This window comes from Microvirga calopogonii (genome assembly GCF_003347665.1).
GTDB classification, from domain to species: Bacteria; Pseudomonadota; Alphaproteobacteria; order Rhizobiales; family Beijerinckiaceae; genus Microvirga; species Microvirga calopogonii.
The window spans coordinates 48,146-71,562 of the sequence record NZ_QDGA01000025.1 but is presented as its reverse complement, the minus strand read 5'-3'; the positions used below and the strand labels follow the sequence as shown (position 1 = coordinate 71,562).

The window sequence follows — 23,417 nt, the reverse complement described above, 5'->3', positions numbered from 1 at the left end:
TGCCAGGGTTCCAGTCGCCGCACGAGCAGCAGGTCGACCAGCAGGTCGAGGTAGGACGCCACGGTCTTTCCGTCCACGCCAAGTGCACGTGCGAATTCGGCGGCATTGAGGAGTCCGGACTGATGATGTGCCAGCATGGTCCAGAAGCGACGCAAGGTCTCGGCCGGAATGCGAGGCCCCAGCAGGGGGATATCGCGTTCCAGGTAGGTTCGGATGAAATCCTGTCGCCACCGTTGGCTGATACGATCACTGGTGGCCAGATAGCTGTCCGGGAAGCCACCACGCAGCCACAATCGGTTCAAGTCTGAAGCCGGAACCTCCAATCCATCGATCGGGTGCATTTCGAGATAGGCGATCCGCCCGGCTAAGCTTTCGCCCGACTGCTTCAGGAGATCGAGTGACGCGGATCCGAGGAGCAGGAAGCGGCCCGTCCGCCGCCCCTTGCGGCGACCGCGGTCGATCAGACCGCGCAAGTTCTGAAACAGATCCGGTAGCCGCTGGACTTCGTCAAGAATGACAAGCTTGTCTTCATGGCCGGCGAGATAGAGTTCTGGTTCTGACAGCCTGGCGCGATCAGCATCGGATTCCAGGTCGAGATAGATCGACGGACGGTGCTCCCCGATGGTCAGAGCCAGTGTCGTTTTGCCGACCTGCCGCGGGCCCAGGAGGGCGACGGCAGGATAGCTGTCGAGCAATTCGTTCAGCTCGGCGGTAATACGACGTTCGATCATCCTTGCATTTATGGAGCTTGTCTCCATAAATGCAAGGTCAATTTTTTATTGGTCGTGTGGCGTCTGGCGTCAGGCCCTTGGCACCGGTGAAACGGAATCTACACCTAAATCCGAATAGCCGATCATTCAACATGCCTATGACCTGTGGGCGGATGAGATATTCCATCCGCGTGGGTAGCTCGTTTGGCAGACACTTACCCCTACTTCCGCAGGTTGTGGATTGATGGAATTCCAGTGAACGCCGTCCTCAAGACCAAGCAATGTGTCGAGCCAGTCGTGTAGTGCGGTGAGCGCATCTCAGATCTTGTCGCGCACGGCTTCTGGACGATAGTCTGCTCAATCATCGGGCTTGCCGGCCGTCTTTCAAAGAGCGGCATCGACGCCGGCCGAAATATTCGCGCGCAATGGTCAGGTCAAACATCTGCACCGGGTGAGCGGGTTCGCTCAGCGCCGCGAGGGCCTTGGAGAACACCGCAAACCCACCCGTCGGGCTAAAGCGCTAGAACTGCTTTTTGGACATGAGGACTCCGCTTCCGATCTTAATCCCTTGAAAGGGATTGCAAACCTAGAAAACTGACCGTATTCTATATTTAGTATGCTCTATAATCTAAAGGCCCGATATGTTGCGGCATGTTACGGATGAAGAGATTGAGCAGCGCGTGAAGGTCTTCCGGCGGGAGCTTAGTCTTCAGAACCAGAGCCGCCCTGACATGATAGCTGTGATCCAGAAGCTTACGACCAGCTTTCGACACTTCGCCTATCAGCGGGTACCAGACGCCGAGATGCGCGATGCAGAAGCGCAATGGGACGCCCGCAAGGGTCTCCTGCGGATGCGTGAGAGTGTCGTTGGTGCCCTGCAGAGGGGTGAGCCAAGAGCGCGAATGGCCATCGCCAATGAGATTGGGCACTTCGCAATGCGGCACTCGGGTGTTCGCACCAGGAGCACGACCCAAACGACAGCTGGACGATCTTTGTTAGAAGCCAAGAAAGAGGAGAGTGAGGCTAGACGTTTTGCTGCGATGTTCTTGGCTCCCAACTATCTCCTTAGTTCGTTTGATACGGTCGAGGATATTGTGGACCGTTTTGGACTGAGCTTTGAGGCGGCAATGATCCGCAAGGGCGAGTTCGATGCGTTTCAGCGACGGGCCTCCGGCCACCGGCGCGAGCTACCGTCTGTCGTGGTCGATTACCTAAAGGAAGCTCAGAGACGGGGCGCGAAGCTGCGGACAGACTTGAACTAGGGGACCTCTGACGTTGGCGAAAGAACTGGTGCGGGGTACCGGGCCCGGCTGGCGGTGCAGTATAGGGGCGCCAATTGCTATCATCGAGCATCAGGTGCCAGGACCCGCCAGCCTAGGGGCGCTTCGCGGAAGGTCTGGATTGCTTCGGCCAATATCCAGAGCGCCGGATCGTCTCCACACCCGGACCAATGCCGTGCCGCTTAGAGAACTCCTCAGGACATTTTAACTTTGCACCTTTCGTTGAACAAACATTATGGAGGCTTTCTTCATTCTATCGGTTTGTGCACGTTAACACACTTGCGGCCCTCAGCCCTCAAGTCCAGGATCTCGGCCGATGGCCGACCCACTGCACTCAGGCACGACGAAAACGCTTTTGATCGTGTATCACTCGATGACCGGAGGCACTCGTCAGATGGCTGAGGCGGCTGCCCGTGGCGCAGCTGCAGAGCCCACTGTGCGCGTCCGCCTGCTTCCGGATCTAGATGCGCAGCCCGCCGATCTCCTCGATGCAGACGGCTATCTCTTTGGTACTCCTGAGAACCTGGCGGCCATGGCCGGACTGATGAAGGATTTCTTCGACCGCACCTACTATCCGGCTCTGGATCGCATCACCGGGCGTCCCTACGCGACGCTGATTTGTGCGGGCAGCGACGGTCACAACGCCGCCCGTCAGGTGGAGCGTATTGCGACGGGATGGCGGCTCAAAGCCGTGGCGGATCCGCTAATCGTCTGCTCCCACGCGCAGACACCGGAAGTAATCCTTGCTCCGAAGGTCATCAGCCCAGATGAACTGAAGCGCTGCGAAGAGCTTGGAGCTGCCCTTGCCGCAGGGATGAGGCTCGGATTGTTCTAACGGGCCAGGAGCAGGTGCCAATTGGAGCAAACATTTCCTGTTGCGAGGAGCCGGGCTGGGCTGAACCGCGAGGAGACGGTAACATTCCGGCCCCGGAATCGATGGTTGGATCTGAAGGTCAATATAGATCTATCTGTACGTGGGGTTTTGGCGAGGATATTGGGCGGTTTTGATCTTTAGGCCCGAGCGACCGGGGCGGACGCTAGGTGTGTGTTCTGAAACGCGGCGTTTCGCCTTGGCCGTAAATCCGGCCCAGCCCAGATCTTTTGGATAGTTCCGCATATCAAATGCTTCTGCACAACGTCATTGCCATATTTTGACCATACCGCCTCTTGATCCGAAAGGGCGTGCCCTTCGCGCATGGCGTCCTCGACCAATCAAAGGACTCCTCTCCGGCCTGCTACATGGGTCGAGGCGGGTCATGCGCGGCCTGAGTTGTTGCCTTAGGATCATTGATGCTGTTGATGTCTCGTCCTTCGAGCCGCTTCGTTCGCCGCAACCTCTTTCTGACAGCCGCCCTGGCCGCAACTCTCCTGAGTCCTGCGGCATATTTGTCCGCCTTAGCCCTCTTCGACGACGCACAGCCGGTCGCGGCTGTAGGGCTAGATAAGAGCCCTCTGGGGAGCGCGCAGAAGATCGCGGTGGGTACCTTCGCATCAACAGATAGCCGACCAATCGGTGGTTCCGCTCCGGCGATGAGTCTTGAGACGTTCGGCTCTGTACATAACGCGCCGCTGGCGCCGATCTTCCGGCAGTTTACCGCGCAGGACGACACTGGTCTCAAGCCGCAGCCCGCTCTGCCTGCGGATGGATCATCCGGGACCCCCGTTGAGCCGGATCAATCGCCCTCAACTCAGACGACGATAACGGATGCTGTCGAACCGGCGCGGGAACCAGTTCCCCTCCCGGTGCCGCGCCCTCCCGCACCACGGCTACTCGATGCGCCAAGGAACTCGCGCGCGGCTACCCCTGTGCCCATGAGGAGTGCCACTGTGGGGAACAAGCCGTCGGACGATCGCTCGTTCTTGGAGAAGCTGTTTGGTGCTAAGCCTTCCGACCCACCGGCAACCGCTCTCGGCTATGCGTCGCTCGGCAGCGGAACAGGAGATATCGCGCCGAGTGCCCCCCTCACATCAACTCCGAATTCGACAGAGAACGCAGCGACCGCTGTTTATGATATCAGTGCGAAAGTCGTCATCATGCCGAATGGCGAGAAGCTGGAGGCGCATTCCGGACTCGGGGACAAGCTTGACAATCCGCGTTATGTGCATTTGGCGATGCGTGGAGCGACCCCTCCTGGCACCTACGAACTCACCGAACGCGAGAAGCTCTTCCATGGTGTCCGCGCTCTGCGCATGAACCCGGTCGGGGGCAGCGCAGCGATCTATGGCCGAGTGGGCCTGCTGGCTCATACCTATATGCTTGGACCAAGGGGAGATTCGAACGGCTGCGTGTCCTTCAAGGATTACGATCGCTTCCTTCAGGCGTACCTGCAGGGCGAGGTCAAGCGTCTCGTCGTCGTGCTCGGCCGCGGACAGGATGTCCTTCCCCGCGTCGCAAATGCCGATAACGGCAAGTAGACGAAGACCTGAGATAGGCCATTGATGCCACCACGGGATCCGGCAAATGCTCGTGGAAATCCGCCATGCACCATTGCTATGGGCACCGTCAGGTTAACCGGCGGGTGATCGGATAGAGGTATAAGTTAGGGATGAACTCGACCCACCACCCCGGCTATGCCCGTCACCGCTTTCCGGCTGAAGTGATCAGCCATGCCGTCTGGCTGTACTTTCGATTTCGTCTCAGTCTGCGGATGGTCGAGGAGATGCTGGCGGCTCGAGGCATCCTGGTCAGCCATGAGACGGTGCGGCAGTGGGCCCTGAAGTTCGGTCAGGATTTTGCCAACCAGATCCGTCGCCGTCTTCCGGCAGCCGGTGACAAGTGGCACCTCGACGAGGTGGTGATCAGCATTGCAGGCCGAAAGCACTGGCTCTGGCGAGCGGTCGACCAGCATGGGATCGTGCTCGACATCCTGGTCCAGAGCCGTCGCAACGCCACAGCGGCCAAGCGTCTGCTGCGCAAGCTGCTCAAGAAGCAGGGTGCGGCGCCTCGGGTGATGATCACGGACAAGCTGGCCAGCTATGCCGCCGCGAAACGGGTTGTCATGCCGGGGGTGGAGCATCGCCAACATCGCGGATTGAACAACCGTGCAGAGAACAGCCATCAGCCGACCCGACGACGGGAGCGGATCATGAAGCGCTTCAAGTCAGCCGGGCAGGCCCAACGCTTCCTCTCGGTTCATGATCAAGTCGCGAACCTCTTCCGCCGTCCTACAACCGTCTGTGCCTCAGAGTGTCGTCATGCCCGCACTCAGGCCTTTCAGGCCTGGGCTGAGGTTACTGGCATCGCGAGTGCCGCCTGATCTGGCGACCCGGGGAGGCGCTTTGCCTTCAGCTCGTTAAATTGACGGTGCCCTCAAGAGCTTAGACCCGTTTCGGAAGTACTGAGAGCAGCGGAAAACCGCCTTTACTCCGCTAAGTTGACGGTGCCCCCTGCCGGAGTTCATGCCGCATCCGCTCCCGGGTCTGCCCCGGCCCGACCTCTCCGCCTGATCCCTCACCGCTACAGCACTGGCTTTCACCATGCGGGGAATAAGAATTTACTCCGTGATAATGCTTGCCTAGTATTCCGCAGATGAGGCCGTATCACGTCACGCATATACGGCCTTGCCCCTGAAACCCTGCTCCCGCCCGAGCGGGGTTTCTTTTTGCTTTGTTGCCGGGCCTCCGATTGACGAGGTCATGCTGACCAAGGCAAAGGGAAGTCGGCAATGAAACTAATTTATGTTAAGGCCGTTACTTCTTTTGGGTTAACCCAAAAGGAGAATGGAATGGCGTTAGAAGCCATAGACAAGGCTATCTCAGTTCAGAGTTCCAACGTCGATCTAGGGGGCACATTCCGCGACCACGCGAGACAAAGCATTATCCGCGCAGCTCACAAGTACTTCGGGCACCTTAACACCGCCTCCGTACACGTCACTCGGGAGGGTCCGCTCTTTCGATGCACGGTGAACATTCAGATGGGGGCGCTCAAGATGATGAGTGCCGAAGCCCAGCACGACGATTGCTATGCTGCCTTCAAGAATGCTCTGAACAAAGTTGAGAAGCAGCTTCGGCGCACCAAACGCGAGCTGCGAGAAGATAAGCCAATCCGCACCGACAAGGACACGATGCTCCGCGCTGGGCTGAGCTCCTCTCCTGCTATGTGACCTCTCTACCGAGCTTCCACACATTGTCGATCTAGGTTCCGGGACAGCGTTCCGGAGGCAGTTGCGTAGTGTATGCGTTCCCTCCTCATTCCACACGGGAAAGACACCCTATGCTGAGACTTCCAATCTACGGATTTGCCAAACGCGTGGATGATACTGTTGCCCGCGCCATGACCATTCTCCAGAACCGCGAAGACTACACGGTCAGACGGACAGCGTTTTTAATTGCGCCAAAGCCGCAAGGACGCCGTCCGGATCAAAGGCCGCAATAGCCTCCTCTTCGATCCGCATTCAGCTCACATAAGGATGCGTTTACTGCTCTCGTTTACACCGAGGGCAGGGCAGCAGCGTTGCGTATCAGCCTCCCCCACGGGAACCCCGTTCGGCTCGACCCGGGCGGGGTTTCTGCTTGAGGTTAATCGCTCGTTAACCAATCGAGCGCAGCCTTCTTCTGTGCCTGATTGGCACGGTCGTTCTCCCTGATGGCCGCTCGGCGGCCTACCTAGAGCGCCAGGAGCAAGGGGCGCTCTTTCTTTGCGAGCTGCGGCATAGCAGCGTGCGCCTGTTGCAGGAGTTGCGCGGCCCCCCTACGAAAGAAGCAATATTTGGCTCTTTCCTGACTGCTGGGTCCGATACAATAACTACACCAACGGGTCATATCCTTAAGAGAAAAGCGGGTGAGCAGACCTTGTTGCAGACAGTGTTATGAGTCTTGACCCTCGCACGTTAGCCGCCGCCTTTGTTCTGCTCTCCGCGGTGCTGAGCGTCCTGCTGCTGCTCGCTTGGATCCAGAACCGGAAGGTTCGCGCCCTGGCATGGTGGAGTGCCACCTTCGGCCTGATCCCTCTTGGGATCAGCATGGCCAACCTCGGAGCGGACGCTCCCAATCCTCTCAACTTGCTGGTAGCCAACGCGGCGATAACCCTCGGCTATGGCGCTCTCTACGCTGGGTGCCTCGCCTTCAACGGGCGGGTCGTTACAATTCGTACTGTCGCTCTTGGGTCCGCGGTTTGGGTGGCTGCATTCCCGTTCATTCACGAGTTCCTTGGCGCGAGAATTACTGTCCTTGCCCTGATCAGCGGAGCCTATGCTGCCCTTTCCGGGTGGGAGCTTTCGAGGCATGCGCCTCAGCGCCTTGCCTCGCAACGAGCGGCCGTCATCCTCCTGTACGGCTTGGCCGTCTTCAATCTTCTTCGGGCAGTGCTTGGGCTGCCGCTGGGCTCGCTCTTCGGGATGAACATCGCTGTTAGCCGCTGGTCGGCAGAACTGGCGCTGTTTCTGGTCGTCTATGCCCCTGCGCTCGCCTTCAGCTTCCTGTCCATGGCCAAGGAACGCCTTGAATGCGAGCACAGGAAAGCGGAACAGGCGTTGCGCGAGAGTGAGGAACATTACCGCTATTCCGTTGAGTTCAATCCGCAGATTCCCTGGACGGCCAATCCGCAGGGCGATGTTCTCCATATGTCGCCCCGGTGGTGCAATCTGACTGGAATGCCCCCCGAGGAGGCGCTCGGGCAGGGTTGGATAAGGGCTCTGCACCCGGACGATGTTCCAACCGTAGCGCAGCATTGGCTGGACGCTGTGGCCAGCCGCAGGTCTGTCGATATCGAGTATCGTCTGTGCCTGGCGGAAGCCGGCTATCGCTGGTTTCGCGTCAGAGCGACCCCTCGGCTAGATGAGCATGGCGCAGTCGTCCGCTGGTACGGAACGGTCGAGGACATCCACGACAGGAAACGAGCAGAGAAACAACTGCACTGGGCCGCCTATCATGACGATCTATCAGGCCTGCCCAACCGTAGGTTCTTCGTCGAGCGCCTGCGGGCGGCGCTCGACGACACCTTAGACCGGTCGCGCAGGGTTGGTTTGCTGATCCTGGATCTGGATTATCTCAAGCACATCAATGACCAGTTCGGTCACGATGCCGGCGATGCCCTGTTGAAGGAGTTCGGCCAGCGACTGCGTCGTATCGTTCGCGCCGCCGATACGGTTGCTCGTCTGAGTGGAGACGAGTTCGCCGTCGTCCTGTCGGATGTTGCCGGAGAGGAAAGTGTTGCGGCGGTGGCTCAAGCCATTCTGGTGCAGATGCAAGAGCCCCTGACGCACAATGGCAAGACGCTGGACTGCCGCACCAGCATTGGAGGCGCCATCTCTGGCGAGCACAGCCTAAGCGCAGAGGAGCTTCTGAAGCAGGCGGACCTTGCGCTGTATAGCTGCAAGGCAACGGCCCGCAGCACGTTCGCGATGTTCAAGCCTATTATGCGCGATGAGGCGCAGAAAACAGCCTCGGCTCTGGAAATCGCGCGCCGAGCGTTAGAGCACGATTGGATCGAGCCCTTCTATCAGCCGAAAGTGGAGCTCGGCTCAGGGAGGCTCGCCGGCTTTGAGGCGCTCCTGCGCTGGCGCCACCCCCGCATGGGGATCCAATCACCTGACACCCTTGCACCCGCTTTTGATGACATGGAACTCGGGCTTGCCCTTGGTGCCCGCATGCTCGCCTGTGTGGTCCGCGACATGCGTCGCTGGGTCGATGCGGGTCTCGACATCGGCCGGGTCTCAATCAATGCCTCGTCCGCCGAGTTCCGCCGCGATGATTATGCCCAACGGGTGCTCGCCCACCTGCGGGAGGCCGGCATTCCGCCGAACCGTTTCGGAGTGGAGGTGACTGAGACGGTGTTCCTCGACCACAATGTCGAACATGCCCAGAAGACGCTGCGCGCTTTGAGCGAAGGCGGGGTTTCGATAGCGCTGGATGATTTCGGCACCGGTTATGCCTCGCTGTCGCACCTGAAGCTGTTCCCGGTCAATGTTCTCAAAATTGATCGTTCCTTCGTGGATGGCCTGGAGACGGACACGGACGATGCAGCGATTGTTAAAGCCGTGCTGAGCCTTGGTCAAAGCCTCGACATCAGGGTGGTTGCTGAAGGGGTTGAAACCGCCGCGCAGGCGTCGTTTCTCCGGGAGCACGGCTGTGACATGGGACAGGGCTACCACTTCGGGCGCCCCATGCCGGCCGGGGGCATCGTGCATTTCATGACCTCGAGGGCACTTGATGCAGGAGGGGACAACAACGGTGAGAGAGGTGAAGCTCATTCCCCAATGAAGGCACCGTCAACCTAATTAGGTTTGCATCTTTGATGAGGGTTTGGGCCCAAGACCGGTCCCGTCAATTCAATGGCTTAGCGCTCAGTTTGGCGCCCTCAAAGAGCCTCTACTTGCTCAAGATGACGATGCCGCTTGGAGTTTCCTGTGAGAGCTATCGGCAGCTTGCCATCATCGTTGTCATGCCTCATCACGTTACAGGCCGCAGCCGATGCGCTGTGACTGATCCTGAGGATGGGCCGAACAATGGTGGCCGCTTCAGGGAAAGCTTGCCAGGTGGCAGTGCCCCTCCCTGCCTCTCGTGTACATCACGGTATCTGTACATTCCTGGAGGCCAAGACCTAAGGCCTGACAGTGCCACAGGAAGCTGCTAATCGTCAGGCTCAGCTCCAGTGCTGGCGCACTCTTTTCTCAAGCCCCGAAGCAGCAAGGAAAGATACGACCGAGATCACGGTTGCAATAGCACTTGCGCCCAGCGCACGGCTCATATCGAGGTCTGCTCGAGCAGCGTGGAAAAGATGTCCTAACCCACTGGTCCCCATCAGAAACTCTGCAACCATTGCAGCCAGGATGCTGTTGGCAGCAGCAAGGCGTAGCGCCACCGCCCATTCCGGAACAGCTGCCGGAATAGCCAGAAACCAGAGGCGCCGAATGGTAGGGGTCCCAAGAACCCGAAAGAGATCATCACTTCCTGGCGGCAGTGCCCGCAAACCTGCAGATGTGAACACAAATGCCGGGAAGAACGAGATGATCACGACAATCGCGAGCACGGTTCGGATATCATAGCCGAAGATGCGCGCAAGGACCGGGATGAGGGCGACAACAGGGACTGAGGCGAAAATCAATCCCAATGGTGTTAAAAGCCCCGCCAGAATCCGGGATAGCCACGTCAGTATTGCGAGGGCAGTTCCAATGATCATACCAAAGGTTAAACCCGCCACTGCAAGTAACAGGGTTTGCGCCGTGCTTGCGAAGTAGACGCCAGGCGCCGAGGCAATGTCAGAGACTACATCCAGCGGGCGTGGCATCACGATTGTATTCAGCTGGGAGAGGTTAACCCAGAGTTCCCAGAGGAGGACAATTGCCAGAACACCCCACAGGCTCTGCAGGGATGTCAAAAGCTTCCCGACGGCTTTGCCGCGGATACCCTTGGTTGCGATTGGCTGGAGTTCATTCATCGGAAGCGGCGCGCCACATAGTGTTGTAAAAGACCAAGCAGGCCAAACAGGGTCAGAGACACCAGGACCGCCAGGAGAACAGCGCTCCAGAGCAAGGGAATCTGGAAATTCTGCATTGCATTGATCACAAGCACACCCAAGGGCTGTGTCGCAAATCTGGAACGGATGCGAGAGAATCGTTTGGGCATCGCCTTGGCTTCAGGCAGCAAGCCTCTCAAACTGCTCGGCGAGTGAGGGCTGCGGATTCCGGGCGAAGATCGCCTGCTGCTTGCGCATCATGTGGATCATCTCAATGCCGCTCAGGATCACACGAGCGCTATTCATCGCCTTGAACCCAAGCATTGGACGCACTCGCCTCTTAATGGCTCGATGATCCTGTTCGATGCGATTGTTCAGGTAGGCACTTCGCCGGATCCGGATCGGCTTCAGCTTGCGCCTTGACCGATCCTGCAGCCGGCTCACGGCATCACACGACATGATGGCTTCCCGATTGGTTTGGCTGCCGTCGATGACGATCCTCTCGGGCCGGCCATGCCGATTGAGAGCCTTGCGCAGGAACCGCTTGGCGGCCGCCAGGTTGCGCCGTTCGCTGAACCAGAACTCGACCGTGTCACCGTTGCTGTCGATTGCGCGGTAGAGATATCGCCACTGCCCGCGCACCTTGATGTAAGTCTCATCGATGTGCCACTTGCCAGTGACGGATCGCTTGCATAAATTGAAGCGCTTCAGCAATTCGGGTGAGTAGCGAATGACCCATCTGTGGATGGTCGCGTGGTCGACGGAGATGCCGCGCTCTGTCATCATCTCCTCTAAGTTCCTGAGGCTGAGGTTATAAGCCAAATACCACCGGATGCAGAGCAGGATCACGGATCGATCAAAATGCCTGCCCTTGAACACCCCGCCCTCCGCCAATAAGACTTCCGGCAGAGTATCTGAAACTCTGAAACAAATTCTTGCGACAGATCCCGGGTTTTGAGATCATGCGCATGATCCGCCGCGGTCATTACAACAAGCGGGGATGTCGAGCGACAAGCGAAATTCGTCTCGTCAGTCAGCTCTTCGGTCTTGCTGCCTGAGCGGCCCGTTAAACTGGGTCCGTTATGCCGTTTCCAAGTTACTGCAACGGTGCCATCCGATCACCGGGTTTGCGTGGCATAAGCGAGGGCGCCACCACCGTGCAGGGATGGCCAAGGCTGGTGATGAGCCGGTGCAGGCCATAGCCGGTCGGGTCGGCCTCATAGCAGAAGTGAACCCGATCATACTTGGACGCCAGCCGCTTCACGAAGCGCCGCATGCTCTCCGCGGAGGCATTGATCTCCCCCAGATAGCGAACCTCACCGCCCCGTTCGCCATCAGCGACCGCAACGGCATTGCGCGCTTTGGCGGCATCGATTCCGACGAAAACTTCCGTAGGCTGTCCCATGGCTCGTCCTCCTGCGGTGAGGATCGGCTCGGCCCACCCGAGCAACCCTCGGAGGCGCAGAGTAGGGCGAGCCACTTCCTCAACACAGGCGGACATACGGTCTTACGTCTCAGGAGTGCCAGAGCCGGACCTTTGCTGAGCGGTACTCCCGGGCTGTGCACAGCCGAAAGTTACTTATAATGCCGTTTCATCCGCGAGGCTCAGGAGCGCAGGCGCATGACCGAAAGAGCTAGAGCCTGAGCGCAGGGAACCAGGCTGTCGACGAGCACATATTCGTCCGACGTGTGCCCGCCGTCGCCGACCGGTCCAATGCTGCAAAGGGTGGGACAGCCTTGCCCCGCCGTAAGGCCGGAATCGGCGCAGCCGCCAGTGAACTCGGCCTCGACATCAAATCCGAGGTCCCTCCCCGCCTGTCGATAGATCTCGAATAGCGTGCGGCTCTCAGCCGTCTCCTCCAAGGGGAGGAACTCGCCCTTGATCGTGAGCTGGGCCGTCGTACCCGGGAGGGAGCAGTTTTCCACGACCTCGCGGATAGCATCGATCATTGCAGCGCGATCCTCGCTGCGGACGTAGCGCAGGTCGATCTCGCCGCGAGCATGAGGCGCAATCGTATTGACCGTCTGCCCGCCACCGATCAGCCCGACATTGACGGTGATGCCGCGGTCAAGATCGGTCAGTCGGTGAAGGGCGAGCACCTTTCGCGACAACTCCTCGATAGCCGAGACCCCGCGCTCATAATGGGCTCCGGAATGGGCCGCCTTTCCGTACACGTCGAAGCTCATGAAGACGCCGCCCTTGCGACCGCTCACAATGACGTTCGGCGCCCGGCTGGGTTCGGCATTGAAGACCGCCCGCGACATTCTGGCTTGCGTCTCAATGAGAGGCCGGGAGGATGGCGAGGCGATCTCCTCATCGCTTGTGACGAGCGCTACGACCGGCGCCGGATGGCCACCGAACCTTGCAAGGGCGGCGATCACGAAGGCATTCATAACGAGACCCGATTTCATGTCGGCCACGCCCGGACCATAAGCACGGCCATTTTCGACCCTGAACGGCCGCCGGCCAGCCTCCCCCTTTGGAAAGACCGTGTCACGATGCCCCATGAGCACGATCGGTCGCTGGTCATTGGCCGTTTCGTGCGGCAGCGTCGCCCGGATGGCATCTCCAAAAGTAGATTCAGGCAGGACCTCGACCTGGAGCCCAGCCGCCTCGAAAAACCGGCGGAGCGGTTCTCCGGCGGCATCGACGCCTGCCTTGTCGTAGGTTCCCGAGTCGATGTTCACCAGCTCCCCGAGGAGCGAGACCATGGCGTCTCTTTGTTCCCGGAGCCATTCGGTGACCCTGTTTTCCCCTTCGGTCATGCTGCCCATTGAATCCCCATTTTGCAGTTCGGATTGCACAACTTCGAGGCTTGCATGTTCGGTAAGGGAAGGCTAGTGATAATTCCAAATTGCGGAACACGAGTTGCAAATTCTGGAACATATGGACCAGTGATGTGACAACCTTGGCAAGTGTAGCGGCGGTCCTCCGATGCTTTTCGGAAGAACGCACCGAGCTGACGGTGACGGATGTCTCGGCGCTTCTTCCGGCGCCGAAGAGCACCGTTTCCCGCCTGCTGCGCGCCATGCGAGACGCTGGTCTCATCGAGAGTGTCGGAGAGACGAAGCGCTATCGTCCCGGCCTCATGCTATTCGAGGTTGGCAACGTCTATCGGCGCGCCTCCTCTCTGGTTGCCCGGGCGGACGAGGTCGTGAAGGCCGTCTCGGCACAGGTCGGGCATTCCAGCTATGTCAGTATCCGGGCTGGGCACGACGTCGTCGGACTGACCTATCACCCTGGTTCGCATGTCCTGCGCGTTGCGACGCCAATCGGGCGGCGCCTCGCGGCCTTCGCAAGCGCAACCGGACGCACGCTCCTCGCCCGGCTCAGCGACGAGGAGGTGATGGCTCTCTATCCTAAGCTTCCTATGCCCCCTTCCTCGAACGCACCCCAGAGCGTCGAGGAGTTGCTGACGCGTCTGGCGAAGGTGCGTCAGGAGGGCTTTGCCGAATCCAATGATGAAGCCAACCGAGGCGTCGCCGCGATCGCGGTGGCGGTCGGCGACCCCGAAACCCGCGAGGCCGTCAGCCTCTGCGTCACCTTTCCATCTTCAACGATTACTCAGGACGAACGCGACGCGATCATCAATGGCCTCCTGGCAGGGGCCAAGCATATCGCGGCGATCCTTGGTGACGGCCTCAATTACAACACCAGAACCCATTGAAAGAGATTGTGATGACGCAACCCGGAACCCGCTGGCGGATCGGCTTCGACATTGGAGGCACCTTCACCGACTTCATTCTGTACGACGGCAATGAAGAAACGGTCCGCCTCCACAAGCGGCTGACGACCCCTCACGATCCCTCCGTTGCGGCGCTTGCGGGACTTGAGGAACTCGTTGCTATGGCCGAGATCGGTCTCGCCGAGATTCATGAGATCGTGCACGGCACGACCCTGGTGACGAATGCGGTCATCGAACGTAAAGGGGCCAAGCTCGGCCTGCTGACGACGCAGGGCTTCCGCGACATCCTCGAGATGGGGACGGAACAGCGCTACGACATCTACGATCTCTTCCTCGGCTATCCGCAGCCCTTCGTGTCCCGTGAGCTGCGGCTCGAGATCCCAGAGCGCATCGACCGTGACGGCCAGATCGTCACCGCCCTTGACCGGGACACCGTCTGCCGCGCACTTCAGGTTCTGCTGGACGCCGGCGTCGAAGCCGTTGCCGTCTGCTTCCTCAACGCTTACCGCAATCCGGAACACGAGCGGATCGTCGGCGAAATCGCCCGGACGGAATTCCCCGAACTCGCCGTATCCCTGTCGTCGGAGGTCGTCGCCGAACTCTGGGAATACCAGCGCTGCGTCACGACCTGTGCCAATGCCTATGTCCAACCGCTCATGGACCGGTACCTGAAGCGACTTGAGCGCGAGCTGTCGAGCCGGGGCTTCCGGGGGGCTCTGCGCCTCATGCACTCGGCCGGTGGTCTCGTCTCGCCGGAGACGGCGCGCGCTTTCCCGATCCGCCTGCTCGAGTCGGGTCCTGCAGGCGGCGGCCTGGCCACTGCCCTGTTCGGTTCCCTCGCCGGCAAGGAGGATGTGATCTCCTTCGACATGGGCGGCACGACGGCGAAGGCGTGCATGATCGAAGGCGGGCGGACCGAGATCGCCCCGATGCTTGAGGCCGGGCGCGTTCACCGCTTCACCAAGGGCTCCGGCCTGCCGATCAAGGCCCCCGTGATCGACATGATCGAGATCGGCGCCGGCGGCGGTTCCATCGCAGCCATCGACGAAGTCGGTCTCCTCAAGGTGGGGCCGCATTCCGCCGGCTCCGACCCGGGCCCGGCCTGCTATGGGATGGGCGGCACCAAGCCGACCGTTACAGACGCGAACCTCATCCTCGGATACTACGATCCGGGCTTCTTCCTCGGCGGGCGCATGTCGCTCGATATCGGCGCGTCGGAACGCGCCATCGCAACGGTCGCCGACCCGCTTAGCCTCTCCGTGCCGGAAGCGGCCTGGGGCATCCACAAGGTCGTCGTGGAGAGCATGGCCGCCGCCGCCCGCGTTCACCTGGTCGAGAAGGGCAAGGATCCCCGCAACTACGCGATGGTCGGATTTGGAGGCGCGGGTCCGGCCCATGCGACCGATGTCGCGCGGGCGCTCGGCGTGCGCGAGGTCATCATCCCGCCTGCCTCGGGCGCAGCCTCCGCCCTCGGCTTCCTGGCGGCGCCCCTCTCGTTCGAGCTCGTTCGGTCTCACCCGGTCGAGTTCTCCGAAGGCTTCGACGGGACGACCACCAATGCCGTCCTGGCGGAACTTGAGGCCGAGGGCCGCAAACGCCTGATCGAAGCCGGCGTGGCGCCGGCCTCCATCACGGTTGAGCGCTTCGCCGATATGCGGCTTGTGGGGCAGATGCACGACATTGCGGTCGAGTTGCCGGCAGGACGGATCGACGGCAGCCGCCTCGATATCATCCAGAGTGCCTTTTCCAAGGCCTATGAGGCCCGCTACACCTCGGTCTATGAGGGGGCCCGCACAGAGGCCATCAACTTCCGGGTCCGCTGCGTCGCTCCCGCGCCGAAACTCTCCCTGAAGGGCGCCACCGGCGGTGGCGACCGCGAGAGGCCGATCAAGGGATATCGTCGCGCCTGGTTCGAAGGCGGCTATGTCGAGACCCCCGTCTATGACCGCTACGCCCTGTCCCCCGGCGACTCGATCCAGGGTCCGGCCATCATCGAGGAGCGAGAGGCGACCACGGTGATCGCACCCCCCGACAGCCTGACCGTGGACGGCAGCCTGAACCTGCGTATCACGGTCGGTCAGGTCAGCGCCGGCATGGCCATGATCCCGGCCGACCTGCCGCTCCGGGAGGCGGTCGCCCGGATCGAGGCGGATCCCATCGCGCTGGAGATCATGTGGAGCCGGCTCGTCAACGTCGTCGAGGAGATGTGGCTGACGGTCTGCCGGACTGCCTTCTCGCTCGTGATCTCGGAATCGCAGGACTTCGCCTGCGAGCTTCTCGATCCCAATGGCGAGACCCTCGCGCACTCGCCGCGCGCGATGCCGGTCTTCAACCTCACCCTGCCCCGTGCGGTCAAGGCGCTGCTCGCCCGCTACCCGGCCGAGACGCTCAAGCCCGGCGACGTGCTGATCACGAACGACCCATGGCTCTGCGCCGGACACCTCTTCGACATCGCGGTGGTCACGCCGGTCTTCCGGGAGGGCCAAGTCGTCGGGCTTATGGGGACCGTCGGCCACGTGTCCGATATCGGCGGCACTCGCGACTCGTTGCGCGCCCGCGAGATCTATGAGGAAGGGTTCCAGATCCCGCCGATGAAGCTGTTCGAGGAGGGGCGGCCGAACGAAACGCTGTTCCGGCTCTTCGCCGAGAACGTGCGCAACCCCGAGCAGGTGCTGGGCGACCTGCATTCCTTCGTCGCGGCGAACGCCATCGGGGCGGAGCGGCTTGTGGCCTTCATGGCGGATTACGGCATGAACGACGTGCGGGCGCTTGCCACGGTCGTGCAGAGCCGCTCGGAGAAGGCCATGCGCGATGCGATCGCGGCTATCCCGGACGGCATCTACTCAGCCGAAGTGTGGAACAATCCGCTCGGTGAGCCGATGCGCTATCCGCTTAAGCTGACGGTTTCGGGCAGCGAGATCGAGCTCGACTTCGAGGGCGCTCCTCCACAACTGGCGCAGGGCGGACTGAACTCGACCCTGAACTACACGGCCGCTCACGCGACCTATCCGCTGAAATGCATGCTGACGCCCAACGTCCGCGGCAATGCGGGATGCTACCGCGCATTCACGGTCAAGGCTCCGGAAGGATCGATCCTGAACTGCCGCCGCCCCGCAGCCGTGAACCTGCGGACGCGCACCGGCTGGTATCTCGCACCGAACATCTTCCGCGCCCTTGCCCAAGCGGCCCCGGATAAGGTCCAGTCCTTCACCGGCCTGCCGATCGCCGCGAACGTTTACGGGCAGGACCGGAACGGCAAAACTTATTCAGATCTTCTGTTCACGGGCGGCGGACAAGGCGCTTCAGCGCACGGCGATGGCAAGTCCGGTCTGCTGTGGCCGACCTCGGCGGCGAATACCTCGATCGAATTGTTCGAGGCGCGTGTGCCGGTTCTGGTGACCGAGAAAGCCTACCTGCCCGATTCAGGCGGTCCGGGACGTCATCGCGGCGGTCTCGGCCAGCGCGTGCGCGTGCGCAAGCTCGAGGACGATGGACTTCCGACGCTCTTCTCGATCTATCCTGAAGGGGTCGAGAACCCCGCCCTGGGCCTCTTCGGCGGCCAAGCCGGCGGCGAGGCGCGGGGCCGCATCGTCGATCCGTCGGGCCGTGTCCTTCACGATTGCGGGACCGGCGACCTCGTGCAGGTAACCCGCACCGACGAAATCGTGGAAATCACCCTCGCCGGCGGTGCAGGATACGGCGACCCGCGCAAGCGCTCCCGGGCAGCCATCGAACAGGACTTGCGACTTGGCCTGGTGACGCCCGAGGGAGCGGCACGGGACTATGGGTTCGAGAGTGAGGCTTCGCGGCCATCGGTCGCGCAGGAAACGCCGGAAGAGGCGGGCCTGACCGTCTAGGATCAGGCTTGCATCAAGGCAGGGGAAGACAGACAAACCAGAGGACACCCTATGATCAATCTTACGAGACGAAATGTCATCGCCGTGGGAGCCGCGTCGTTCGCATCCATGGCGCTGGGCGGACCGGCCGACGCGCAATCGCGCAAGATCCTCATCATCGCGAGCAACCAGGACATTCCAAACTTCGATCCGCACATCGCGACCGGCTATTCGGCCAGCATGCTCCTGCGCAACACCTACGACTCGCTCGTGCGGGTCGAGGGCAACCCACCGAAGCCGGTTCCCCACCTTGCGGCGTCCTGGACCGTGTCGCCTGACGGCACGGAATACGTGTTCAAGCTGGACCCAGCCGCGAAATTCAGCGACGGCTCGCCCGTCACGGCGGAGGCAGTGCAATACTCGTTCAATCGCCTCCTTCGCCTCAACAAGGGCAATGCCTGGATGATCGCCGGCATCGTCGACGAGAAAAGCGTACAGCCGGTCGATGCGCAGACCGTCCGGGTCAAGCTCGTCAAGCCGTTCGTGGCCTTCCTGCAGGTTCTCCCCTGGGTGTGGGTCGTCAACCCGAAGGAAGTGGAGGCCAACAAGGGCTCCGACGACGGCCAGACGTACCTGCGCTCCAACATCGCTGGCTCAGGTGCGTTCCGCGTCCGCCGCGCCGAGCCCGGCAACCTCTACGAACTCGAGCGTGTCGCCAACGGCTGGAAGCAGGGTGGCGGAAATCTCACCGGCGCGATCTGGAAGATCACCCGCGAGACCTCCTCGCAGCGCCTCATGCTGCAGCGTGGCGAGGCCCATATCGCCGTCGACCTCACGAGCGAGGACATGGACGCGATCAAGGGCCGGCCGAACGTGGTGTCCGTGATCGAGCCGGAATACCGGACCTTCAGCATCAAGATGAACACCGAGCACGGCCCCTTGGCGGACGTGAACCTGCGCAAGGCGATCTCGTACGCCTTCAACTACCAGGCCATGCTGGACTCGGGTGGCTATGCCAAGCTCATGACGGGCCCCCTGCCGGATGGGATCTTCGGCCATGATCCTTCGCTGGAGGTCTATCGCACGAACATGGAGAAGGCCAAGGAGTACCTGTCCAAATCCAAGTACCCGAACGGCGGCATCAAGCTCACCATCGCCCATGTGTCGGGTCTGGAGCAGCAGCGCCGCTGGTCGCTGGTCCTGCTCGACAACCTGAAGCAGCTGAATATTGAGCTCGACGTCAAGCCGATGATCTGGCCCGACATGGTCGGCCTCACCCGCTCGCCCGAGACAACGCCGGACTTCTTCTGCGTCTATCAGACGGCGAATTACGGCGATCCGGATAACATCGCCTTCGCGGCCTACCACTCGTCCCGGAATGGAAACTGGCAGAACCCGGTATACTCCAACCCGAAGGTGGACGACCTGATCATGCGCGCCCGCGCCGAGACCGACGAGGAGAAGCGCAAGGCTCTCTATAAAGAGTTCCAACAGGTGGTTATCGACGATGCGCCGGACATCTTCGGCGTTCTGGAGAACCGCAAGCTCGCGCTTCGCTCGGAGGTGCAGAACTTCCGCTTCACGCCGGTGGCGTCGAACGCGATCGAACTGTTCCCTCTCTCGCTTCGCTGATGACATGCGTGCGGCGTCGGACGGCGCCGCACGTTCCTCTTGAAGAAAGATACGGCGGGAATGCTGACTTACATCCTGAGGCGCATCGTCCTGATCATCCCGGTCCTCGTCGGCCTGTCCCTGCTCGTCTTCGCCATCGCGCGCCTCCTGCCGGGCGATCCGATCCAACTCGCCGCCGGGCCGAACGCCTCGGCCGCCGAGATCGCGGACCTAGCCCGGGAATTCGGCCTCGATAAGCCGCTTCCGGTCCAGTACTGGAACTATGCCACCGGCCTTCTGACCGGTGACTGGGGTGAGTCGATCTTCACGCGCCGTCCCGTCCTGGAGGACCTGAAGGCCTACCTGCCCGCGACGCTGGAACTTGTTTTCGCCGCCATGCTCCTTGCGGTGGCAATTGGCATCCCGGCGGGACTCGTGGCGGCGGTCTACCGCAACCGCTGGCCCGACTACCTATCCCGCGTCGTATCTCTCGGCGCGATTTCCATGCCGCGCTTCTTCCTGGGATTGCTGCTGCAGATCGGTTTTGCAATGTGGCTTGGCTGGCTGCCGCTCGGAGGCCGCTTCCCCCTGACCGAGGACCCTCCTGCCCTCGTCACCGGCTTCCTGACCATTGATTCACTCATTGCGGGCGACCTGAGAGCCTTCGGCATCGCGCTCCAATACCTCGCCCTGCCCGCCTTCGCCATGTGCCTGTCGCCGCTCGCGACCATCACGCGCATGATGCGCGCCTCGACCATCGAGGTCCTGCAGCAGGATTACGTCATGACCGAGCGCGCCCTGGGGCTCTCAAGCCGCCTCATCCTGTTCAAGTACGTCCTACGAAACGCCATGTCGGCGACGCTAACCGTGATCGGGCTCTATGTGGGCTGGCTGCTCGGGGGCACCGTTCTGGTCGAGACGGTCTTCGATTGGCCTGGCCTTGGCCTCTACGCCACGAAGGCGATCGTAACGCAGGACTTCATGCCGGTGATCGGAGTCACGATGGTGATCGGCGTGATCTTCATCGTGTCGAACCTGATCGTCGACCTCCTCTATGGCGTCCTCAACCCGAAGGTCCGCTACGAATGACGACGTTAGTCGAAAAAGCACCGGCAAGCGCCACCTGGTCACGGTGGGAAAACGCCAGGCGGGGTTTCTACCGGTTCCGCAACAGCTGGCTGTCCATCACCGGCCTCCTGATCGTGCTGACGCTGTTCGTCATCGCGGTGATCGGTCCTTCCATCGTGCCCTATCCCGAGCACGTAGCCGGAGGCGTCGCGACCTCCGCCCGGTTCGAGCCGCCGTCCTCCACGCATTGGTTCGGCACGAACGAACTTGGCCAGGACGTATTCTCGCTCGTCATTGCTGGTTCGCAGATCTCTCTGCTGGCGGGTCTTGCCGTTGTGATTGTGGGAGCCCTCGTGGGAACGATCGTAGGCGCCATCGCGGGCTACTTCGGCGGCTGGACGGACGAGGTTCTGATGCGCCTCGCGGACCTCAAGCTGACGGTCCCGTCCCTGATCCTCGCAATGGCGGTCGCCGCTGCGCTGGGGCCTGGCTTAGTCAACATGATCATCGCGATCTCCATCTCCTGGTGGCCGGGCTATGCGCGTCTCGTGCGCGGCGAGGTCATAGCCAAGAAGGAGGAGATGTTCGTCCAAGCGGCGCGGGCGCTCGGCGCCGGAACGGGCCGGATTCTGCGCCGGCATATCCTGCCCAACATCATGACCCCGGTCATCATCAAGATGTCGCTCGACATGGGCTTTGCCATCCTGACGGTCGCTTCCCTCGGCTTCATCGGGATTGGCGTGAAGCCGCCGACTCCGGAATGGGGTTCGCTCCTTTCGATCGCGAGAACCTACATGCCGGATTACTGGTGGACGGCGATCTTCCCGGGGCTGGCAATCTTCCTGGCCGTATTCGGCTTCAATCTTCTCGGAGACGGCCTGCGGGACGTGTTCGATCCGAAGGCACGTCGCTGAGGGATCCCATGTCACTTCTGGAAATTCGCAATCTTCATCTCGGGATGCGCAGCTTCGAAGGCGAGGCGCATGTCCTGAACGGCATTAATCTCACGGTCGAGCGTGGCGAGATCTGGGGCGTCGTGGGCGAGACGGGCTGCGGCAAGTCGCTGACGGGCCTGTCGATTTCCCGCCTCGTCGCGACCCCGCCCGCCCGCTACATGGCAGGCTCCATCCGCTTCGAGGGGCATGAGCTTCTCACGGCATCCGAAGCCGAGATGCAGTCGCTTCGGGGCCGGCGGATCGGGATGATCTTCCAGGACCCGACGACGAACCTCAATCCGGCCTTTCGCATCGGCGACCAGATCGTTGACGTCGCCCTGCACGCCGGGGCGCTCGAGCCGTCGATCCTTGGCGTCGACGCCAAGGCATCACGCAGCGAGCGCAAGAAGGCAGCCCGGAGGCTTGCCATCGAAATGCTCGACAAGGTGGGCATACCGAAGGCGCGCGAGCGAATCGATGATTATCCGCATCAGTTCTCCGGCGGCATGCGCCAGCGCGTGCTGATCGCCATGGCCCTGATCGGCCGCCCCGATCTCCTGATTGCGGACGAGCCCACAACGGCCCTGGATGTCTCGGTCCAGGCGCAGATCCTCCGCCTTCTCTACGATCTCGTGCAGGAGCATCGGCTCGGGGTCCTGCTCATTACGCACAACCTTGGCGTGGTGGCGCAGATCTGCAGCCACGTCGCCGTGATGTATGCCGGCAACATCATCGAATCCGGCTCGGTTGAAGAGGTCTTCAAGAAGCCTACCCACCCCTATACGGCCGGTCTCCTCGCCTCTGTCCCGACCGCGAAGATGAAACGCGGCGAATTGCAGGGACTGCCGGGCTCGGTGCCGAACCTTCTTTCGCCGCCGCCGGGATGCAGGTTTGCACCGCGCTGCCAGTTCGCGCAGCAGCGCTGCACGGTAGCCTTCCCTCCCTCGATCGCCGTCGCGGAGCACCACGAAGTGGCCTGTGTTCTGGCCGAAACACACGCGAGCGCCGCCGCATGATCCTGCGCATCGAAAACGTGACGAAGAAATTCAAGATCTCGCATGGCCTCCTTGCGCGCGTCGATCACTTTACAGCCCTCAAGGATGTCAGCCTATCGGTTGCTAAGGGCGAGAGCTTCGGGCTTGTTGGCGAGTCAGGGTCGGGCAAGACCACCCTCACCCGCCTGATTCTGCAGCTCGACCAGATGACCTCCGGCCGCATTCTATTCGACGGGGTCGACCTCGCTAGCCTGTCGGCGCGCGATCTTCGCCGTCTGAGGTCGCGCATCCAGATCGTCTTTCAGGATCCCTATGCGTCCCTCAACCCGAGGATGACGGTACATGATATCATCGGCGAGCCGATGGAAATCCATCAAGACACCCTAAGGCTCAATGCGCGCCTGCGGACAGAGCGTGTCGTGGAGTTGCTCGAACTCGTCGGTCTCGGCGGGCAGCATCTCTTCCGCTTTCCGCACGAATTCTCGGGTGGCCAGCGCCAGCGCATCGGCATCGCCCGCGCCCTGGCCGTGGGTCCTGAATTCCTGATCCTCGACGAGCCGACGTCTGCCCTCGATGTCTCTGTCCAGGCGCAGGTTCTTAATCTCCTGCACGAGCTACAGTCCAAGCTGGGACTGACCTATTTCTTCATCAGCCACGATCTCGGGGTGATCCGGTACGTCTGCGACCGCGTCGCCCTGATCTACCGTGGGGAAATCGTCGAGCAGGGCGAGACGGAGCGCATCTTCGAGGCTCCGGAGAGCGACTATGCCCGCTTGCTCCTTTCCGCCATGCCCGAGCCCGATCCGGATTTGTCCCCTTTCAGGAAGCCTGCGGCCATGACCGCATCACTCTGATGGTGCAGCTCCGTTCTGACCTATCGGTGTTCTCCCTTTCCGGCGCT

17 protein-coding genes and 1 pseudogene are annotated in these 23,417 nt (G+C 61.3%); 13 read left to right on the top strand and 5 right to left on the bottom strand.

Translation table 11 applies throughout. From position 1 onward, the window contains the following. The coding region (locus DDF70_RS18680; protein ID WP_162820489.1) for an ATP-binding protein at positions 1-731 on the bottom strand (731 nt) is incomplete at its 3' end. A gap of 620 nt (positions 732-1,351) precedes the next feature. On the opposite strand from DDF70_RS18680, the gene DDF70_RS18675 reads away from it, so the two are divergent. From DDF70_RS18675 to DDF70_RS18650, 6 genes are all read left to right on the top strand, one after another. Then, a complete protein-coding gene (locus DDF70_RS18675) occupies positions 1,352-1,972 on the top strand; it encodes an ImmA/IrrE family metallo-endopeptidase (RefSeq protein WP_114946359.1) in 621 nt (206 codons plus the stop codon). A 334-nt stretch (positions 1,973-2,306) separates the two neighbouring features. Continuing rightward, positions 2,307-2,825 carry a flavodoxin family protein gene (locus tag DDF70_RS18670; protein WP_114946358.1) on the top strand — a complete coding sequence of 173 codons (519 nt, stop codon included), beginning with the start codon at positions 2,307-2,309 and terminating at the stop codon, positions 2,823-2,825. Between the two features lie 992 nt (positions 2,826-3,817). Then, positions 3,818-4,405: a DUF2778 domain-containing protein gene (locus DDF70_RS39015; RefSeq protein ID WP_425374091.1), complete on the top strand. Its 588-nt coding sequence runs from the start codon at positions 3,818-3,820 to the stop codon at positions 4,403-4,405. 131 nt (positions 4,406-4,536) lie between these two features. Beyond that, positions 4,537-5,247, top strand: a complete 711-nt coding sequence (locus tag DDF70_RS18660; RefSeq protein WP_114946356.1) for an IS6 family transposase — start codon at positions 4,537-4,539, stop codon at positions 5,245-5,247. A 468-nt stretch (positions 5,248-5,715) separates the two neighbouring features. Further along, positions 5,716-6,093 (top strand): ribosome hibernation-promoting factor, HPF/YfiA family, encoded by a 378-nt coding sequence (hpf, locus tag DDF70_RS18655; RefSeq protein WP_114946365.1) that lies wholly within the window; start codon positions 5,716-5,718, stop codon positions 6,091-6,093. A gap of 705 nt (positions 6,094-6,798) precedes the next feature. Beyond that, a complete protein-coding gene (locus DDF70_RS18650) occupies positions 6,799-9,207 on the top strand; it encodes a putative bifunctional diguanylate cyclase/phosphodiesterase (protein ID WP_114946355.1) in 2,409 nt (802 codons plus the stop codon). 365 nt (positions 9,208-9,572) lie between these two features. Here the strand turns inward: DDF70_RS18650 and DDF70_RS18645 are convergent, their stop codons facing one another. From DDF70_RS18645 to DDF70_RS18625, 4 genes and pseudogenes are all read right to left on the bottom strand, one after another. Then, positions 9,573-10,367, bottom strand: coding sequence for an ABC transporter permease (locus tag DDF70_RS18645; protein ID WP_114946354.1), 795 nt, complete (start codon positions 10,365-10,367; stop codon positions 9,573-9,575). Between the two features lie 198 nt (positions 10,368-10,565). Beyond that, positions 10,566-11,264 (bottom strand): IS6 family transposase, encoded by a 699-nt coding sequence (locus DDF70_RS18635; RefSeq protein ID WP_114946364.1) that lies wholly within the window; start codon positions 11,262-11,264, stop codon positions 10,566-10,568. A 232-nt stretch (positions 11,265-11,496) separates the two neighbouring features. After that, a pseudogene (locus tag DDF70_RS18630) lies at positions 11,497-11,790 on the bottom strand (IS110 family transposase); the annotation flags it as partial. Between the two features lie 200 nt (positions 11,791-11,990). After that, the gene (locus DDF70_RS18625; RefSeq protein ID WP_245435552.1) at positions 11,991-13,097 is read right to left on the bottom strand and encodes a M20 family metallopeptidase; all 1,107 of its coding nucleotides are present in this window, start codon (positions 13,095-13,097) and stop codon (positions 11,991-11,993) included. Positions 13,098-13,285: 188 nt separating this feature from the next. Here DDF70_RS18625 and DDF70_RS18620 point away from each other — a divergent pair, with 188 nt between their 5' ends. The 7 genes from DDF70_RS18620 to DDF70_RS18590 are packed head-to-tail and all read left to right on the top strand — an operon-like array spanning position 13,286 to position 23,370. Next, a complete protein-coding gene (locus DDF70_RS18620; RefSeq protein ID WP_114946353.1) occupies positions 13,286-14,053 on the top strand; it encodes an IclR family transcriptional regulator in 768 nt (255 codons plus the stop codon). Between the two features lie 11 nt (positions 14,054-14,064). Then, entirely contained in the window at positions 14,065-17,928 is a 3,864-nt protein-coding gene (locus tag DDF70_RS18615; protein WP_114946352.1) for a hydantoinase B/oxoprolinase family protein, read from the top strand. 51 nt (positions 17,929-17,979) lie between these two features. Beyond that, positions 17,980-19,539 (top strand): ABC transporter substrate-binding protein, encoded by a 1,560-nt coding sequence (locus DDF70_RS18610; RefSeq protein WP_114946351.1) that lies wholly within the window; start codon positions 17,980-17,982, stop codon positions 19,537-19,539. A gap of 60 nt (positions 19,540-19,599) precedes the next feature. Then, the gene (locus DDF70_RS18605; protein WP_114946350.1) at positions 19,600-20,607 is read left to right on the top strand and encodes an ABC transporter permease; all 1,008 of its coding nucleotides are present in this window, start codon (positions 19,600-19,602) and stop codon (positions 20,605-20,607) included. Beyond that, entirely contained in the window at positions 20,604-21,500 is an 897-nt protein-coding gene (locus DDF70_RS18600) for an ABC transporter permease (protein ID WP_114946349.1), read from the top strand. Before DDF70_RS18605 ends, DDF70_RS18600 begins: the two co-directional genes overlap by 4 nt. A gap of 8 nt (positions 21,501-21,508) precedes the next feature. Next, complete coding sequence (locus tag DDF70_RS18595; RefSeq protein WP_114946348.1) at positions 21,509-22,537, top strand: ABC transporter ATP-binding protein; 1,029 nt, start codon at positions 21,509-21,511, stop codon at positions 22,535-22,537. Then, positions 22,534-23,370, top strand: a complete 837-nt coding sequence (locus tag DDF70_RS18590; RefSeq protein WP_114946347.1) for an ATP-binding cassette domain-containing protein — start codon at positions 22,534-22,536, stop codon at positions 23,368-23,370. The genes DDF70_RS18595 and DDF70_RS18590 overlap by 4 nt, the downstream gene beginning before the upstream one ends. The last annotated feature ends 47 nt before the right edge of the window (positions 23,371-23,417 follow it).

Bases quoted from the DNA above. Each gene is read 5' to 3' on its own strand.
- DDF70_RS18615 (WP_114946352.1), top strand. From the start codon at position 14,065: ATGACGCAACCCGGAACCCGCTGGCGGATCGGCTTCGACATTGGAGGC.
- DDF70_RS18610 (WP_114946351.1), top strand. From the start codon at position 17,980: ATGATCAATCTTACGAGACGAAATGTCATCGCCGTGGGAGCCGCGTCG.
- DDF70_RS18600 (WP_114946349.1), top strand. From the start codon at position 20,604: ATGACGACGTTAGTCGAAAAAGCACCGGCAAGCGCCACCTGGTCACGG.
- DDF70_RS18625 (WP_245435552.1), bottom strand. From the start codon at position 13,097: ATGGTCTCGCTCCTCGGGGAGCTGGTGAACATCGACTCGGGAACCTAC.
- DDF70_RS18595 (WP_114946348.1), top strand. From the start codon at position 21,509: ATGTCACTTCTGGAAATTCGCAATCTTCATCTCGGGATGCGCAGCTTC.
- hpf (WP_114946365.1), top strand. From the start codon at position 5,716: ATGGCGTTAGAAGCCATAGACAAGGCTATCTCAGTTCAGAGTTCCAAC.
- DDF70_RS18645 (WP_114946354.1), bottom strand. From the start codon at position 10,367: ATGAATGAACTCCAGCCAATCGCAACCAAGGGTATCCGCGGCAAAGCC.
- DDF70_RS18660 (WP_114946356.1), top strand. From the start codon at position 4,537: ATGAACTCGACCCACCACCCCGGCTATGCCCGTCACCGCTTTCCGGCT.
- DDF70_RS18650 (WP_114946355.1), top strand. From the start codon at position 6,799: ATGAGTCTTGACCCTCGCACGTTAGCCGCCGCCTTTGTTCTGCTCTCC.
- DDF70_RS18675 (WP_114946359.1), top strand. From the start codon at position 1,352: ATGTTGCGGCATGTTACGGATGAAGAGATTGAGCAGCGCGTGAAGGTC.
- DDF70_RS18590 (WP_114946347.1), top strand. From the start codon at position 22,534: ATGATCCTGCGCATCGAAAACGTGACGAAGAAATTCAAGATCTCGCAT.
- DDF70_RS18670 (WP_114946358.1), top strand. From the start codon at position 2,307: ATGGCCGACCCACTGCACTCAGGCACGACGAAAACGCTTTTGATCGTG.
- DDF70_RS18605 (WP_114946350.1), top strand. From the start codon at position 19,600: ATGCTGACTTACATCCTGAGGCGCATCGTCCTGATCATCCCGGTCCTC.